The sequence below is a fragment of the Ruegeria sp. BJ3 genome (assembly GCF_056535665.1).
In genome coordinates, this window is record NZ_JBQFIT010000001.1 from 3,353,841 (window position 1) to 3,369,972 (window position 16,132).

A 16,132-nucleotide genomic window follows, 5' to 3' on the forward strand; every position below is an offset into this window, starting at 1 on the left:
CTTCTGCTAAGTGTATCACGAGATCTGCGAACAAATCTAACTAGATACATCCTTAGAAAGGAGGTGATCCAGCCGCAGGTTCCCCTACGGCTACCTTGTTACGACTTCACCCCAGTCGCTGATCCTACCGTGGTCCGCTGCCTCCAAAAGGTTGGCGCACGGCCGTCGGGTAGAACCAACTCCCATGGTGTGACGGGCGGTGTGTACAAGGCCCGGGAACGTATTCACCGCGTCATGCTGTTACGCGATTACTAGCGATTCCGACTTCATGGGGTCGAGTTGCAGACCCCAATCCGAACTGAGACAGCTTTTTGGGATTAACCCATTGTCACTGCCATTGTAGCACGTGTGTAGCCCAACCCGTAAGGGCCATGAGGACTTGACGTCATCCACACCTTCCTCCCGCTTATCACGGGCAGTTTCCTTAGAGTGCCCAGCCGAACTGCTGGCAACTAAGGACGTGGGTTGCGCTCGTTGCCGGACTTAACCGAACATCTCACGACACGAGCTGACGACAGCCATGCAGCACCTGTCACTAGGTCACCGAAGTGAAAGACCCATCTCTGGGACGGTCCTAGGATGTCAAGGGTTGGTAAGGTTCTGCGCGTTGCTTCGAATTAAACCACATGCTCCACCGCTTGTGCGGGCCCCGTCAATTCCTTTGAGTTTTAATCTTGCGACCGTACTCCCAGGCGGAATGCTTAATCCGTTAGGTGTGTCACCGAATAGCATGCTACCCGACGACTGGCATTCATCGTTTACGGTGTGGACTACCAGGTATCTAATCCTGTTTGCTCCCCACACTTTCGCACCTCAGCGTCAGTATCGAGCCAGTGAGCCGCCTTCGCCACTGGTGTTCCTCCGAATATCTACGAATTTCACCTCTACACTCGGAATTCCACTCACCTCTCTCGAACTCTAGACCGATAGTTTTGGAGGCCGTTCCGGGGTTGAGCCCCGGATTTCACCCCAACTTTCCGATCCGCCTACGTGCGCTTTACGCCCAGTAATTCCGAACAACGCTAACCCCTCCGTATTACCGCGGCTGCTGGCACGGAGTTAGCCGGGGTTTCTTTACCTGCTACCGTCATTATCTTCACAGGCGAAAGAGCTTTACGACCCTAGGGCCTTCATCACTCACGCGGCATGGCTGGATCAGGGTTGCCCCCATTGTCCAAGATTCCCCACTGCTGCCTCCCGTAGGAGTCTGGGCCGTGTCTCAGTCCCAGTGTTGCTGATCATCCTCTAAAACCAGCTATAGATCGTAGGCTTGGTAGGCCATTACCCCACCAACTACCTAATCTAACGCGGGCTAATCCAAAGGCGATAAATCTTTCCCCCGAAGGGCACATACGGTATTACTCTCCGTTTCCAGAGGCTATTCCGTACCTTTGGGCATATTCCCACGCGTTACTAACCCGTCCGCCGCTCGCCCCGAAAGGCGCGCTCGACTTGCATGTGTTAGGCCTGCCGCCAGCGTTCGTTCTGAGCCAGGATCAAACTCTCAAGTTGAAAGGCTATTGCTAACCTATCCTTGACGTTCGAACCTCTGCACATCTCATCTGGTGGCTAAACCAGATGAAGTCATCTGTTTGATGTACACAGATCTCCTAAGAAATCAGTGAACCACTCAAACAGTGAAGCTGACACTCAATCATCGGGCCGAAACCCTAAGAGCGCGATATACAGACATTCAATCCGTCGAAACGAACCAAACCGCCCACATATCTCTTCAGTATCCAGCAATGTCAAAGAACATAACACCAAGAGCCAAAAACCAGACCGTTGCGCCAATAAATCAGCGCGCCCGCCTAAACACTCACTCAAGATGCCCCCGGTCTCTCCCAGGCGTCTCAACCGTCTTTCCAGTCCGTCAGGCCGTCCATCCGACCAACCAACACCGCCTCAGCAGCGCCGGTGAAGGGGTATTTACGGATTAGGTCCGGGACCTGCAACCCCCATTTTGAAAAAACTTCGCAATTCTCGGCGGAATCTTTCCTGTGTTAATAAAAACAATAGGTTAGCTTAATAACTCCCACGATATTCCCCATTTTTGCGGTTTGCGTCGGCCATTTTTCAGGGTCCCTCCGCGCGGTGCGGGTGGAATCGTGGCCGCGCGTCTTGGCAAGACCAGGACTCGGACACGACAAACGCCGCCACGGTTTCCCGTGACGGCGCTGATCATTGGAGCTGTTCCGCCTCAAGTCAGGTCGAAGCGGTCCGCATTCATCACCTTGGTCCAGGCCGACACGAAGTCACCAACGAATTTGGCGTCGGCATCTGTCTGGCCGTAAACCTCGGCCAGAGCCCGGAGTTGTGAATTGGAACCGAATACCAGGTCCACCCGGGCTCCGGTCCACTTCACCTCACCCGAAGCCCGATCCCGGCCTTCATACACTCCATTGGCGTCTGCCGCCGGCTTCCATTCGGTGCCCATGTCCAGCAGATTGACAAAGAAGTCATTGCTCAAAACCCCGACCCGGTCTGTCAGGACGCCATGCGCCGTGCCACCGAAATTCGCACCGAGAACGCGCATACCGCCGACCAGGACGGTCATCTCGGGTGCCGACAGGGTCAACAATTGCGCCTTGTCCACCAGCAACTCTTCAGGAGACACGCTGTACTCCTTGCGCTGGTAATTCCGGAACCCATCCGCGAATGGTTCAAGCGGGGCGAAGGATTCGGCATCGGTCTGGTCCTGCGTGGCATCCGTACGGCCGGGTGCAAACGGAACATCAATGTCATGCCCGGCAGCCTTGGCGGCCTTTTCGATCGCCGCAACGCCGCCCAGCACGATTACATCCGCAAGCGAAACCTTCTTGTTGCCGGACTGCGCGGCATTGAACTCGGCTTGCACCGCCGCCAGAGCATCCAGCGCCTTGGACAGTTTCTCGGGCTCGTTGACGTCCCAGTCCTTCTGGGGCGCTAGCCGGATGCGGGCACCGTTGGCGCCACCGCGCTTGTCCGAGCCGCGGAAGGTCGAAGCCGAGGCCCATGCCGTCGCGACCAATTCCGACACCGACAGGCCGCAAGCCAGCAGCCGGGCTTTCAGGTCGGCCACGTCCGCGGCATCGATCAGATCATGGTCCACCGCCGGCACGTTGTCCTGCCAGATGAGCTCCTCGGCCGGCGCCTCGGGGCCGATGTAGCGCGCCTTTGGCCCCATATCGCGATGGGTCAGCTTGAACCAAGCGCGCGCGAAGGCGTCGGCGAACTCGTCGGGGTTTTCGTGGAACCGCTTCGAGATCGGCCCATAGATCGGATCCATGCGCATCGCCATGTCGGCGGTGGTCATCATCGTCTTGACCTTTTTCGACGGGTCATGCGCAGCTGGTGCCATGTCCTCTTCCTTGACGCCGACCGGCTCCCAGATCCACGCTCCGGCAGGGCTTTTGGTCAGGTTCCAGTCATAACCGAACAGAAGGTCGAAATAGCCATTGTCCCACTTGATCGGGTTCGCGGTCCAGGCGCCCTCGATTCCGCTGGTCGTGGTATCGTCACCCTTGCCTGTGCCGAACTTGTTGATCCAGCCAAAGCCCATCTCTTCGATCGGCGCGGCCTCGGGTTCGGGTCCGACCAGAGCCGGGTCCCCGGCACCATGCGCCTTGCCGAATGTGTGGCCACCGGCAACCAGTGCAACCGTCTCTTCATCGTTCATTGCCATCCGGGCAAAGGTGTCGCGGATGTCGCGGCCCGAGGCCAGCACGTCCGGCTCTCCGTCCGGGCCTTCGGGGTTCACATAGATCAGGCCCATCTGCACGGCGGCCAGCGGATCTTCCAGATCGCGCTCGCCCGAGTAGCGGCTGTGCGGGTTTTCGGTCGGGGCCAACCATTCTGTCTCGGCACCCCAATAGATATCTTCCTCGGGCGCCCAGATGTCCTCCCGGCCGCCGGCAAAGCCGAAGGTCTTGCCGCCCATCGATTCGATGGCGCAGTTGCCGGCCAGGATTATCAGGTCGGCCCACGAAATCTGGTTGCCGTATTTCTGCTTGATCGGCCACAGCAGACGACGGGCCTTGTCGAGGTTGCCGTTGTCCGGCCAGCTGTTGAGAGGCGCGAACCGCTGGTTCCCGGTCGAGGCACCGCCCCGCCCGTCAGCCGTCCGGTAGGTGCCGGCGCTGTGCCAGGCCATGCGGATGAACAGACCGCCATAATGGCCGTAATCCGCCGGCCACCAGTCCTGCGAATCCGTCATCAGGTCATACAAGTCCTGTTTCAACGCGTCATAGTCGATCTTCTTGAACGCGTCGGCATAGTTGAACTCGGCCCCCAGCGGATTGCCGGCCGGTTGGTGCTGGTGCAGTATCGCCAGGTTCAGCTGGTTGGGCCACCAGTCCCGGTTCGATCGGGTTCCGGCGCCGTGCATGATGGGGCATTTGCCCGTGTTGGGGTTGTCGCTTCCGTCCATCTCAATCTCCGATCCTGGCTGGTGTCAGTCTGTTTGCGAGGCAACCGTGCGAATGGCACGTCAAAAAGGGGCGGACAGCAGTCCGCTGGAATACCCAGAGTCATAGCAAATCCCAGTCATGAGAAAAAATTTTGTTTTCGGATTGATTTGATAGCTATTGATTATGGCTCTGCCATGATCTTTCAAACCGATCCCCATTCACATGACGCGGCGTTCCCCGCCGCCCCGATTGCGTTTTGCCGCCGGTGCTTCAAACTGCGGGCCGTGACGCGCGACACCGCGCGGGCCACAGGGGAGGATCGCCATGCAATTCGACTACGTCATCGTCGGCGGAGGGTCCGCGGGATGCGTGCTGGCCAACCGTCTGAGCGCCAATCCGGGCACGCGGGTCTGCCTGCTCGAGGCGGGCGGGGGCGGCAACAGCATTCTGGTGCGGATGCCTGCCGCTGTGGTTGCCATGCTGCCGGGGCGACCCAAGATCAACAACTGGGCCTTTGAAACGGTGCCGCAACCGGGGTTGAACGGGCGAACGGGCTATCAGCCGCGTGGCCGGGCCCTGGGCGGGTCCAGCGCGATCAACGCAATGCTCTATGTGCGCGGGCAGCGGCAGGATTATGACGGCTGGGCCGATCTGGGCTGCGAGGGCTGGGACTGGGACAGCGTTCTGCCCTATTTCAAACGGTCCGAGAACAACGAACGCGGCGCGGATGACCTGCATGGCGCCGACGGCCCGCTTCAGGTGTCCGACCAGAAAGAAGAACGCCCGATCACGCGCGCCTTCGTCGAGGCCGCCGCCCAGTTGCAACACAAGGTGACCGACGATTTCAATCGTGGCGACAACGAAGGCGCGGGGCTGTACCAGGTCACCCAGTTCCATGACCCCGCCAAAAACGGCGAGCGGTGCTCGGCCGCCGCAGCCTATCTGTTTCCAGTCATGGACCGGCCCAACCTGACGGTCATCACCGGGGCGCAGGCGCGCGAGATCACCTTTGACGGCCACCGCGCCACGGGCGTGATTTATCGCCAGGGCGGCAAAGGCGCCGATCTCACCGTCACCGCCACGCGCGAGGTTCTGGTCTGCTCGGGCGCGCTGAAATCGCCGCAACTGCTGCAGCTGTCGGGCATCGGCGACCCCGAGGACCTGAGCCCGCATGGAATCGCCGTCCGCCACGCGCTGCCGGGCGTGGGCAAGAACCTGCAAGATCACCTGGATTTCATCCTGGCCTACAAGACAAAGGACACAGACAATTTCGGCATCGGCGCCGCCGGTACGGTGGGGCTGGTCAAACACCTTTTGCGGTGGCGCAAGACCGGTGTGTCGATGGCGGCCACCCCCTTTGCGGAAGGCGCGGCCTTTCTGAAGACCTCTCCCGATCTGGACCGCCCCGACATCCAACTGCATTTCACCATCGCGCTGGTAGATGACCACGCGCGCAAACTGCACCTGGGCTACGGGTTCAGCTGCCATATCTGCAAACTGCGCCCCGAAAGCCGCGGCACCGTCTCGCTGCACAGCGCAGACCCCTTTGCCGCCCCGGCGATCGACCCGGCCTTTCTGTCCGACCCGCGCGATCTGGACACGATGATCAAGGGCGCGCGGATGACGCGCGAAATCCTCGAGGCACCGGCCCTCGCCAGATACCGCCACAAGGAAGTGTTCGGCACCGACACCGCCCGGACCGACCCGGATTGGGAAGGCCATATCCGCGCGCGGGCCGATACGATCTATCACCCCGTGGGCACCTGCAAGATGGGGGTAGACGATTTGGCAGTGGTCGATCCGCAGCTGCGCGTGCGTGGGCTGCAGGGGCTGCGGGTGGTCGATGCCTCGGTCATGCCGACGCTGGTCTCGGGCAACACCAACGCCCCCACGATCATGATCGCGGAAAAGGCCGCCGACATGATCCTGGCGGATGTGGTCTGATCAGTCGCCGTTCAACGTCTGATCCGCGTGCAGCGCCTCAAGGCCCACGCGGTAGTTGGGATATTTCAACGTCACGCCCAGATCGGTCTTGATCCGGTCGTTCCGAACGCGCTTATTCTCGTTGTAGAAACTGCGGGCCATCGGCGTCAGGTCGGCCGTGTCGAAATCCACCGCAGGCGGCAGCGGCAGGCCCTGAAGTTGCGCGGCATAGCCGATCACGTCCTGTGGCGGCACCGGTTCGTCATCGCATACATTGTAGATCGCGCCCGGATCAGGACGTCGCATCGACGCCTCGAGCACCTGCGCAATGTCTTCGACATGAATACGAGAAAACACCTGCCCCGGCTTGATGATCCGCCGCAGACCGCCTTTTTTCAGCTTGGAAAACGGCCCCCGGCCCGGCCCGTAGATGCCCGCAAGGCGAAAAATGTGCAGCGGCAGGCCGGGGATCGCGGCCCAGTCCTGCTCGGCCCGCAACCGCCAGCGCCCGCGCTCGGCCGTGGGTGTCGCCGGCGTGGTTTCATCGACCCAGTCCCCCTGGTGGTCGCCATAGACGGCGGTGGTCGACAGGTACCCGACCCAGTCGAACTGACCGGCGCGCGCGGCAATCTCATCCCGCAGGGCGGCCAGAACCGGATCTCCCTTGGCCGTGGGCGCGGTCGAGATCAGCAGATGCGTGACCCCGTCCAGATCGGGGGCCTCGCCCGGCCAGACCAGCGGTTCGGCCCCGGCGGCGCGGATGGCGTCCTTCTCGGCGGCATCGCGGGTGGTTCCGACGATGCGCCAACCCTTGGGGGCCAGCCGGCGCGACAGGGCGCGGGCGGTATAGCCGTGCCCGAATGAAAAAAGCGTTCCAGTCATGGTCCCTTGATGATCGCGCCGCGGGCGGGATGCAAGCGCCGGATGGCCGCACTTGATTCGAATCCCCGCCTGCGCCTTCATGGTGTCATGAGTGATGACAAACCCAGCCTGCACGCGGCCTATGCGCTGAAAACTCCGGCAGACAACAAACGGCTCTATGCCGAATGGGCCGGAGATTACGATCGCGGATTCGCCGCGCGCGAGGATTACCAGCTGCATATCCATACCGCCCGCGCCTTTGTCGGCGCAGGGGGACAGGGTCCGGTGCTGGATGTGGGCGCGGGAACCGGCCTGTGCGGCGCGGTTCTGGCCGATCTGGGCGTGGGGCCGATCGATGCCACCGACATCAGCGCCGAGATGCTGGACAAGGCGATGCGCAAGGACATCTACCGCGACGCGATCGAGGCCGACCTGAACGAGGGCATCCCCGTTCCGCGCGACAGTTATTCGGGCATCGTGTCGTCGGGCACCTTCACCCACGGCCATTTGGGCCCCGAGGTTCTGCCCGCCCTGCTGCGGGTGGCCCGGCCCGGGGCGCAATTCGCCCTGTCGATCAACGCCAATCACTTCGAGGCGCTGGGATTCGCAACCGCCTTCGACATTCTGCAGGCCAAGGGCCGGATCGAACATCTGACCCTGACCCCGGTACGCATCTACGGCGATCTGGCCGCCGGCCCCAACAAGGACGACACCGCGCTGATCGCCCTGTTCGAGAAATCCTGATCCGGCTCAGCGGCCCTTCCAGACCGGGTCACGCTTTTCGGCAAAGGCGCGGGCGCCTTCCAGATTGTCCTCGGAGCCATAGAGCACATCGACCGTCCGCAGCTGGCGTTTGGTGATGCGGTTCATGATGTCCTGGAACTTGGAATCTTCGGCCTCGCGCACGATCTCCTTGATCGCGGCGTAGACCAGCGGCGGGCCGCTGGCCAGCAGGCGGGCCAGGTCCCACGCGCGGTCCATCAGCTGGTCGGCCGGGACGATCTCGTTCACCAAGCCCCAGCGGTGTGCTTCTTCTGCGTCGAACCAGCGGCCGGTCAGCAGCAGTTCCATCGCGATGTGATAGGGAATGCGCTTGGGCAACTTGACGCTGGCCGCGTCCGCCACCGTGCCCGAGCGGATTTCCGGCAGCGCAAAGGTGGCGTGATCGGCGGCCAGGATCATGTCGGCGCTCAGGGCCAGTTCCAGCCCGCCGCCGCAGGCGATGCCGTTCACGGCCGCAATCACCGGCTTGTTCATATCCCGCAGCTCCTGCAGACCACCGAAACCGCCGACGCCGTAATCCCCATCCACCGCATCGCCCTCGGCCGCGGCCTTCAGGTCCCAGCCAGGGCAGAAGAATTTTTCGCCGCCCCCCGTCAGGATCGCCACGCGCAGGTCGGGATCATCGCGGAAGTCGCGGAAGACCTCGCCCATGACGCGGCTGGTGGCCAGATCGATGGCATTCGCCTTGGGCCGGTCCAACGTGACCTGAAGGATTGCACCATCGCGGTAGGTCTTGATCGGGTTCATGAACATGCCTTTCGGATCAGGGCATCAACGGCGACCACACCGTCGGCCGCGCAGATGAGAGGGTTGATTTCAACTTCGTCCACGACCGCCGCGTTGGCAATGACGTAGTTCTGCACCGCCATGACCACCCGCACGACAGCATCAATATCCACGCCGGGCTTGCCCCGATATCCGCTCAACACGGGCGCACAGGCCAGCTTGCCCAGCGCGCCGCGGACCGCAGACGGCATGGACGGGATCAGGATCGAGGTGGAGTCGCGCAAGATCTCGGTCAGAACCCCGCCCGCCCCAAGGGTCAGGACATAACCATGCGCCGAGTCGCGGGTGACGCCGATCAACAGCTCGACCACCCCGGCCGGGGCCATTTCCTCGATCAGGACCTCATCGGTGCCGAATGATATCGCGATCTCGGGCAAACCCTGCGCGGAAACGCCCAGTCGCACCGCGCCATGTTCGGATTTGTGCGCCAGACCAACGCCTTTCACCGCGAAGGGTCCGCTCAGACCGTCCACCGCCTTTTCCGCCCGATCCGCCCGCGCGACGACCGAGCGGGGAACCGGCACGCCGAAAGCGGCCAGGTCGGCCTTGGCCTGGGCCTCGGTAAGTATGGTTGTGGCCTCAACGGGGGCGGGCAGCAGAACCGGCTCCTGCGGCTCGGGACGCGGGCGTGCTGCAGCGCGTGTCGCCGCCAGCGCCTCGCGCAGCCCGCCAAAGGGCACGACACCGCCCGCCATCAACCGCTTGGCCACGCCCTCGGGCATCAGTTCCGGCAAGGTCGCGGCCACGGCAAAGGGACGGCCGGTTTCGCGGGCGCAAGTCAACGCCGCGCGGGTGGCGCAGTCCCAATCGGTGGCATCGGTGTGAGGGTAATCGACGATCGAGATCGTCATCGCCACATGCGGCCCCGTCATCGCCGACCACGCCCGTGCCATCGCGTCAGCGTCGCGCCAGATATAGGTGTGGTAGTCCAGTGGATTGGCCAGCGCCACCATCGGCCCCAGCGCCGCGCGCAGGCCCGAAACCTGATCTACGGTGAGCGGCGGAAAGTGCAGGCCGGTTCCTTCGGCCATGTCGGCGGCCAAGCTGGCCTCGCCACCGGAACAGCTGATCGTCGCCACTCCGGTCCCGTCCAGCGGCCCGGTGACATGCAACAGTTTCAGTATTTCCAGAAACTCGGGCACGTCGTTCAGCCGCGCGATTCCCAGCCGGTCCAGAAACGCCTGCGCCCCGGCATCACTTCCCGCCAGCGACGCAGTGTGCGAAATGGTCGCCGCCTGCGCCTGTGCTGACCGCCCCACCTTGAGGGCCACGATCGGTACGCCCCGGTCACGCGCCTTGGCCGCCAGCGCTTCCCATTTGCGTAGGTCGCCGAAGCCCTCGACATGCAGGCCGATGGCGGTGATCCGGTCATCCTCCAGCAGCGCCATCGCGATTTCGGCCTGATGGGTCTGCGCCTGATTCCCGCAGGTCAGCATAAAGGCCAGCGGCAGCGCCCGGCGCTGCATGGTCATGTTGATGGCGATGTTCGAGCTTTGCGTCAGTATCGCGACGCCCCGGTCCACCGGGCGCATCCCGTGCTGGTCGGGCCAGATCGCCACCCGGTCCAACCCGTTGACGAAGCCGTAACAGTTGGGACCGAGGATCGGCATGTCCCCCGCTGCAGCCACAAGCTGCGCCTGCAGATCGGCCCCGTCGGCGTCCTCGGCCAGCGCTTCGGTAAAGCCCGAGGCGAAACACACCGCGCCGCCCGCGCCGATGCGGGACAGAGCCTCGACCGCCTCGATGGTGGCGCGGCGATTGATGCCGACAAAGGCCGCGTCGGGCGCTTGGGGCAGGTCTTCGACCCTGGCAAAGACGCGCTCGCCCGCCACCTCGTCGGCCTTGGGATGCACCGGCCAGACAGGGCCGGTGAACCCTAGTTTTCGCACCTGGCGGATGACCTCGGCGCACCATGCGCCCCCGCCAATCACCGCCAGCGAGCGGAACCCCAGCATCCGCCTCAGCGCGGCGAGCTTTCCCGGCGCGAGCGCACCCGCCGCGCCGCTGAGGCCCGGCGTCATGTTCACGCCCCCAACGAGCGCAGCAGGTCGCGGCTGATGATGTGGCGCTGGATCTCGCTGGTGCCGTCCCAGATTCGCTCGACCCGGGCATCGCGCCAGAAGCGTTCCAGCGGATAGTCATCCATCAGACCCATTCCGCCATGCACCTGGATCGCCGCATCGGTCACCCGCGCCAGCATTTCCGAGGCATAGAGCTTGGCCGAGGCGATCTCGCGATTGGCGGGCAGGCCCTTGTCCAGCCGGTCGGCGGCGGCCAGGGTCAGCAGGTCGGCGGCGTCGATCTCGGTGATCATGTCGGCGATCTGAAAGCTGACGCCCTGAAACTTGCCGATCTTCTGGCCAAACTGTTCGCGGGTGGCGGCATAGTCCAGCGCATAGTCGAAGGCCCGGCGGGCGCGGCCCACGCACATGGCCGCCACGGTGATGCGAGTGGCATACAGCCAGGTGTTCATCACCTCGAACCCGCCATCGACCTCGCCCAGCACCTGCGCGTCGGGCAGGCGGCAGTCGTCGAAATCTAGCACCATGTTCTTGTAACCGCGATGACTGACCGATTTGTAGCCGTCGCGGATGGTGAAGCCCGGCGTGCCGCGATCGACCAGAAAGGCGGTGATGCGCTTCTTGGGACCTTTCGGCGTCTGATCCTCGCCCGTGGCAATGAAAACGATGATGAAATCGGCATGTTCCGCGCCCGAGATGAAATGCTTGGTGCCGTTCACCACCCAATCGCCGCCATCGCGCGCGGCCGAGCATTTCATGCCCCGCACGTCCGAACCCGCGCCCGGTTCTGTCATCGCCAGCGCGTCCATCTTTTCGCCACGCACGGCGGGCATCAGATAGCGTTCGATCTGATCCCCCTGACAGGCCATCAGGATGTTCTGCGGCCGCCCGAAGAAGTGGTTCAGTGCCATCGACCCGCGCCCCAACTCGCGCTCGACCAGCGCGAATTCCAAGTGGTTCAACCCGGCACAGCCGACGCTTTCGGGGAAGTTGCAGGCATAGAAGCCCAGCTCGATCGTCTTGCGCTTGATCTCGTCAGCGATCTCTTTCGGCACCTCGCCGGTGCGTTCAACCAGCTCTTCGTGGGGATAGATTTCCTTTTCCACAAAGCTGCGGACGGTCGAGACGATCATCTCCTGCTCGTCGGTCAGGCCATATTGCATCGCGGGTCTCCGGTTTCTGGGCGTGCGATAATCCTGACGCGGCTTGAGGTCTCAATAATGCAGAACTAGACTTCGATCATGCAGAAATGGAGCAAATCACCCGCCGCACCGCAGCGATTCGGGGTACTTCTGTTCGACGGGTTCTCGAACCATTGCCTGGCCAACACGGTCGAGCCGCTGCGCGCGGCCAACACGCTGTCGGGGCAGCGACTGTATGACTGGCAATTCCTGTCACTGGATCCGAGGCCGGTCACGTCATCCTCAGGGTTGCAGGTGGCGCCCCACGCGGCGCTTACGGATGCGGATGGGGATATGCTGTTGGTGATGCCCTCCTACGGGTTTCAGGCACATGGAGGTTGGCGCACCCAGGCGGGGTTGCGTGCGGCGACGCGGCGCTTTCGCACCCTCGCCGGGCTGGACACCGGCAGTTGGCTGCTGGCCCAGGCCGGATTGCTGAACGGCCACCGCGCCACGATCCATTGGGAGGAGCTGACCGCGTTCACCGAGCGATTCCCCGAAGTCGAGACCTGCCGCGAGCGATATGTCATCGACGGTGACCGCATCACCTGCTCGGGCGCGATGGCCGCCTTTGATCTGGTGATGCACCTGATCGGGCAGGATCACGGTCAGGCGCTGGCACTGGAAGTCGCGCAGCTGTTCATGACCCGCGACTCCGCCCGGTCACATTCCGGCGGCGCTGGCTCGGCCAGTTCGCATGTCAACAAAGCGCTGGCACTGATGCAGGAAAATCTCGAGACCCCTCTGCCGATCCCCGAGATTGCCCGACGCGTGGGACGGTCGCAAAAAGCGCTGGAATCCCGAATGCGGGCGGACCTGGGGGCCGGGCCGGCCAAGGTCTATCGTCGGATGCGTTTGAACCTTGCGCGCAAGCTGGCCGCGGAAACCGACCTGAGTGTTGCCGAAATCGCTCTGCGCGCGGGTTATGAGGACCCCAGCGCGCTGACCCGCGCCTTTCGGGCCGAGTTCGGTCTCAGTCCACGAGCCCTGCGCAGCCGGGCCCGCTAGGTATACATCTGTTTCTTGTAGGCCCGCGTCCGCGTCGTCGCCTCGGCCGATCCGTCATGGTAGGTGCCGAACCATTTGTCGAACGGAATCTCGGACGTGCCGTAGTTGCACTCGAAATACCGGTGGTGCAGCTGGTGAAAGAAATCGCCGGCCCGCGCGGCGTCCGTATCCCCCGCTTTCAGCTTCTCGAACCCCGAATGGGACAGGACCGGGCTGATCTGCTGGAAATAGACATGGAACAGCAGGTGCAGCGGGTTTGAGGGCACGATCAGGTGGATGAAATAGGTCGTGAAGTACAGCAGGTTCTCGTACCAGTGGTTCGAGATGCCCGACCACGGCCCAACATTGACGTTGCGGTGATGTACCGCGTGCACATGCTTGTACAGTTTCGGATGATGCTCCAGCCGGTGCACCCAATAGAAATGCAGACCCGACCACATCGGGATGAACAGCATCCAGATCACGCACCAGACCGGCGCGCTGGTCCAAGTGACTGTTGGCGCATACCCGTTGGCCATTGCCCAGTAGATCACCCATTGATAGACGGTCGCCACCGTCATGGCGCTGCCCAGCGTCCACCAGATGTTGTCCCAGACCTGATTGCGGAAGGTGAAGGTTCCGTTGTCGCGGGTCAGGTCGCGGCGATCGAACTTTTTGTACATACCCTGCCCCTTGCGCATGTACAGCCACCAGTGCAGCCCGCCCGCGACAAGGATCTGAGGCACCATGTTCAGCAGCCAGACGCGGAACATCCAGCCCGGCGCAAAGCTTTGCATCGCATCGAGCGGCGGCAGGAACAACACATAAGCCGCCAGCGCCAGCACCAGGCACAGGGTCAGCGCGGTGATCTGCAACCATGCACCGCCGTACCATTTCACAACCGCCATCGGTCTGGGCGGCCAGCTGAACAAAGGGTTCAACGCCACAGGGTCAGACGGCCGATAGTGCCAACGGGCGGCTTCGGGATCATGCGATGCATCGGTCATGACAAAACCCTCTAGGTGGCGTAGTCCGAGCCTTCGGAGTCCAGAACGGCCTTGATCTCGCGCAGATGCGCAGCGGCCTGATCGGGATAGTCGTCCAGTTCCTGCGCGGTCTTTTCCGCGATTTCATCCGACAGCACCCGCAATGGCAGGCCCGTCTGAAGGGCGCGGATATAGGTCTCGGCGGCGCGCTCGAAATAATAGAGTCTATTAAAGGCATCGGCCGCATCGCTGCCGATCACCAGCACCCCGTGGTTGCCCATGATCATGACCTTCTTTTTCGGGTCCTGCAGCATTCCAGCGCAACGCTCACCCTCGCTTTCAAAGGCCAAACCGCCGAATTCGTCATCAATGACATAGCGGTTGAAAAAGGTCGCAGTGTTCTGGTCGATCGGCGGCAAGTTGCTGTCGGCCAGCGAGGCCAGGACGGTGGCAAAGATCGAATGCACATGCATCACGCAACGCGCATTGGGGCATTTGCGGTGAATCGAGCCATGCAGACCCCATGCGGTGGGGTCCGGTGCGCCGGGCTTGCTCATTGTGTCGGGATCGTTGGCATCAAGCAGCAGCAGGTCCGAGGCACGGATGCGCGCGAAATGCATCTGGTTCGGGTTCATCAGGAACTGCGTGCCATCCTCGTTCACGGCAAGGCTGAAGTGATTGGCGACCGCTTCGTGCATGTTCAACCGCTCGGTCCAGCGGAAGGCGGCGGCCATGTCCACGCGCTCCTGCCAATGGTCGATATTCCGTTTCAGACTGGTGACGCTCATCCGGGGGGCTCCATTCGGCTTGGACAGGTGGCTGGTGAAAACCGTGCCGGGCCGGGGCGCAATTGACCAACGAAAAAATCGCCGCTTTGGCATAAGCCCAGCTTATGGCAGGGTTATGCGATGAGAAACCCGCTCCCCCCCCTCGGTTGGCTGCGCACGTTCGAGGCCGCGGCCCGCCACCTGTCGTTCACCGGCGCAGCGCGTGATCTGAACATGACGCAAAGCGCCGTCAGCCAGCAGATCAAATCGCTCGAAGGCTATCTGGGCCAACCTCTGTTTCACCGGCGCCCCCGCGCATTGGGGCTGACCGAGGCCGGAATCACCTATCTGCCCGTCGTACGCGAGGCGTTCCGGACGCTGGTGCGTGGCACCCAGGCCGTGACCGGGCAGCAGGAAAATACCGTTCAGGTGCAGTGCAACATCACCTTCTCGGTGAACTGGCTGGCCCCCCGCCTGCCCGCCTTCCGCGTGCTGCACCCCGATGTCCGCCTGAACATCTTCACCGAGTTGTGGGAGCCGCGCGAGATGGCCGAAGGCGCGGCGGTGGAAATCCGTTATTCCCTGCGCCCGGCCGACACGGTCCGAACCGAGCTTTTGCGCAGCGATCACTATTACCCGGTCTGCGCCCCCGGTTTCCCGGTCACGCTGGAGACCCTTCAGCGGCAACCGCTCTACGATTGCTCAAACCTGCTGTCGAACTGGGCCAGTTGGGCCGAAGATCAGGGTCTAAACTGGGAGAATCCGCCGATTACCTATGCCACGACCTATATGGTCGGCCTGTCCGTCGCGATGGCCGGAGGCGGGCTGTGTCTGGCCCATGACACGATCGCCAGACGCCTTCTGGACGATGGCCGCCTAATCGCGCCGTTCGAGCATCGCGCACCGATGCCCGAGGCCTATTACCTGCTGCTGTCGCCCCAGGCCGAGGAGACCCCGGGTGCCGTGGCCTTTGCCGAGTGGATCAGGGCGGAAATCGCGGCCGAGCAACACCGCGCCTGACTTTCAACCGTCCTTGGGGCGGCTGGCGACCCAGGCATAGCCGTTCTCGCACAGGATATAGGTCTCGCGCAGGCCATGGGGCTTGTCGGTCGGCTCCTGCAGGACGACTGCACCAGCGGACCTGGCGCGCTCCGCCGCCTCGTCCGGGTCGGTGTCGTACAGGTGGATCTCGATCCCGCCACCGCGTGGGGGCGTTTCGGGAACCAGCCCCAGCAGCGGGTTGGAATGATAGGTGCCGTCCGAATGCAACTGAAACACCTGAGCGCCATAGGTGACGATGGCGAAATCCGCCGTCACCTGATGGGATTTCAGGCCAAAAACAGTCTCTAAAAATGCGCATTCCGCCGGGACATCGCGCACCAGCAGGTTCAGCCCGATCCCGCGCAGGCTGCGGCCGAAACTGTCGGCATCCATGGTTTCGTAATCCAT

At 62.7% G+C, this 16,132-nt stretch carries 12 protein-coding genes and 1 rRNA gene; 4 read left to right on the forward strand and 9 right to left on the reverse strand.

From position 1 onward, the window contains the following. Positions 1-56: 56 nt before the first annotated feature. Both ACR3EL_RS16970 and katG read right to left on the reverse strand, forming a co-directional pair. A 16S ribosomal RNA gene (locus tag ACR3EL_RS16970) occupies positions 57-1,512 on the reverse strand. A gap of 688 nt (positions 1,513-2,200) precedes the next feature. After that, positions 2,201-4,408, reverse strand: a complete 2,208-nt coding sequence (gene katG, locus ACR3EL_RS16975) for a catalase/peroxidase HPI (protein ID WP_170340557.1) — start codon at positions 4,406-4,408, stop codon at positions 2,201-2,203. Between the two features lie 304 nt (positions 4,409-4,712). Between katG and ACR3EL_RS16980 the strand changes: the two genes are divergently transcribed. Then, positions 4,713-6,332: a GMC family oxidoreductase gene (locus tag ACR3EL_RS16980; RefSeq protein WP_480722432.1), complete on the forward strand. Its 1,620-nt coding sequence runs from the start codon at positions 4,713-4,715 to the stop codon at positions 6,330-6,332. On the opposite strand, the gene ACR3EL_RS16985 is transcribed toward ACR3EL_RS16980, so the two are convergent. Beyond that, entirely contained in the window at positions 6,333-7,193 is an 861-nt protein-coding gene (locus ACR3EL_RS16985; RefSeq protein ID WP_170364247.1) for an SDR family oxidoreductase, read from the reverse strand. Positions 7,194-7,280: 87 nt separating this feature from the next. Between ACR3EL_RS16985 and ACR3EL_RS16990 the strand changes: the two genes are divergently transcribed. Beyond that, entirely contained in the window at positions 7,281-7,916 is a 636-nt protein-coding gene (locus ACR3EL_RS16990) for a class I SAM-dependent DNA methyltransferase (RefSeq protein WP_480722433.1), read from the forward strand. 6 nt (positions 7,917-7,922) lie between these two features. On the opposite strand, the gene ACR3EL_RS16995 is transcribed toward ACR3EL_RS16990, so the two are convergent. Genes ACR3EL_RS16995 through ACR3EL_RS17005 form a run of 3 tightly spaced genes read right to left on the reverse strand, consistent with a single transcriptional unit; the run spans position 7,923 to position 11,925 of the window. Then, positions 7,923-8,702, reverse strand: a complete 780-nt coding sequence (locus tag ACR3EL_RS16995; protein WP_170340564.1) for a carnitinyl-CoA dehydratase — start codon at positions 8,700-8,702, stop codon at positions 7,923-7,925. After that, positions 8,699-10,762 carry an acetate--CoA ligase family protein gene (locus tag ACR3EL_RS17000; RefSeq protein ID WP_170340565.1) on the reverse strand — a complete coding sequence of 688 codons (2,064 nt, stop codon included), beginning with the start codon at positions 10,760-10,762 and terminating at the stop codon, positions 8,699-8,701. The genes ACR3EL_RS16995 and ACR3EL_RS17000 overlap by 4 nt, the downstream gene beginning before the upstream one ends. 2 nt (positions 10,763-10,764) lie before the next feature. Beyond that, positions 10,765-11,925: an acyl-CoA dehydrogenase family protein gene (locus ACR3EL_RS17005; protein ID WP_480722434.1), complete on the reverse strand. Its 1,161-nt coding sequence runs from the start codon at positions 11,923-11,925 to the stop codon at positions 10,765-10,767. Between the two features lie 78 nt (positions 11,926-12,003). Here ACR3EL_RS17005 and ACR3EL_RS17010 point away from each other — a divergent pair, with 78 nt between their 5' ends. Beyond that, entirely contained in the window at positions 12,004-12,951 is a 948-nt protein-coding gene (locus ACR3EL_RS17010; RefSeq protein ID WP_170340569.1) for a GlxA family transcriptional regulator, read from the forward strand. On the opposite strand, the gene ACR3EL_RS17015 is transcribed toward ACR3EL_RS17010, so the two are convergent. Both ACR3EL_RS17015 and ACR3EL_RS17020 read right to left on the reverse strand, forming a co-directional pair. Next, a complete protein-coding gene (locus ACR3EL_RS17015) occupies positions 12,948-13,937 on the reverse strand; it encodes a sterol desaturase family protein (protein ID WP_170340570.1) in 990 nt (329 codons plus the stop codon). The two genes, ACR3EL_RS17010 and ACR3EL_RS17015, sit on opposite strands and share 4 nt — an antisense overlap. 11 nt (positions 13,938-13,948) lie before the next feature. Further along, complete coding sequence (locus ACR3EL_RS17020) at positions 13,949-14,704, reverse strand: class II aldolase and adducin N-terminal domain-containing protein (RefSeq protein ID WP_170340571.1); 756 nt, start codon at positions 14,702-14,704, stop codon at positions 13,949-13,951. A 120-nt stretch (positions 14,705-14,824) separates the two neighbouring features. Between ACR3EL_RS17020 and ACR3EL_RS17025 the strand changes: the two genes are divergently transcribed. Further along, complete coding sequence (locus tag ACR3EL_RS17025; protein WP_170340572.1) at positions 14,825-15,703, forward strand: LysR family transcriptional regulator; 879 nt, start codon at positions 14,825-14,827, stop codon at positions 15,701-15,703. 3 nt (positions 15,704-15,706) lie between these two features. Here the strand turns inward: ACR3EL_RS17025 and ACR3EL_RS17030 are convergent, their stop codons facing one another. Continuing rightward, the gene (locus ACR3EL_RS17030) at positions 15,707-16,132 is read right to left on the reverse strand and encodes a VOC family protein (RefSeq protein ID WP_170341441.1); all 426 of its coding nucleotides are present in this window, start codon (positions 16,130-16,132) and stop codon (positions 15,707-15,709) included.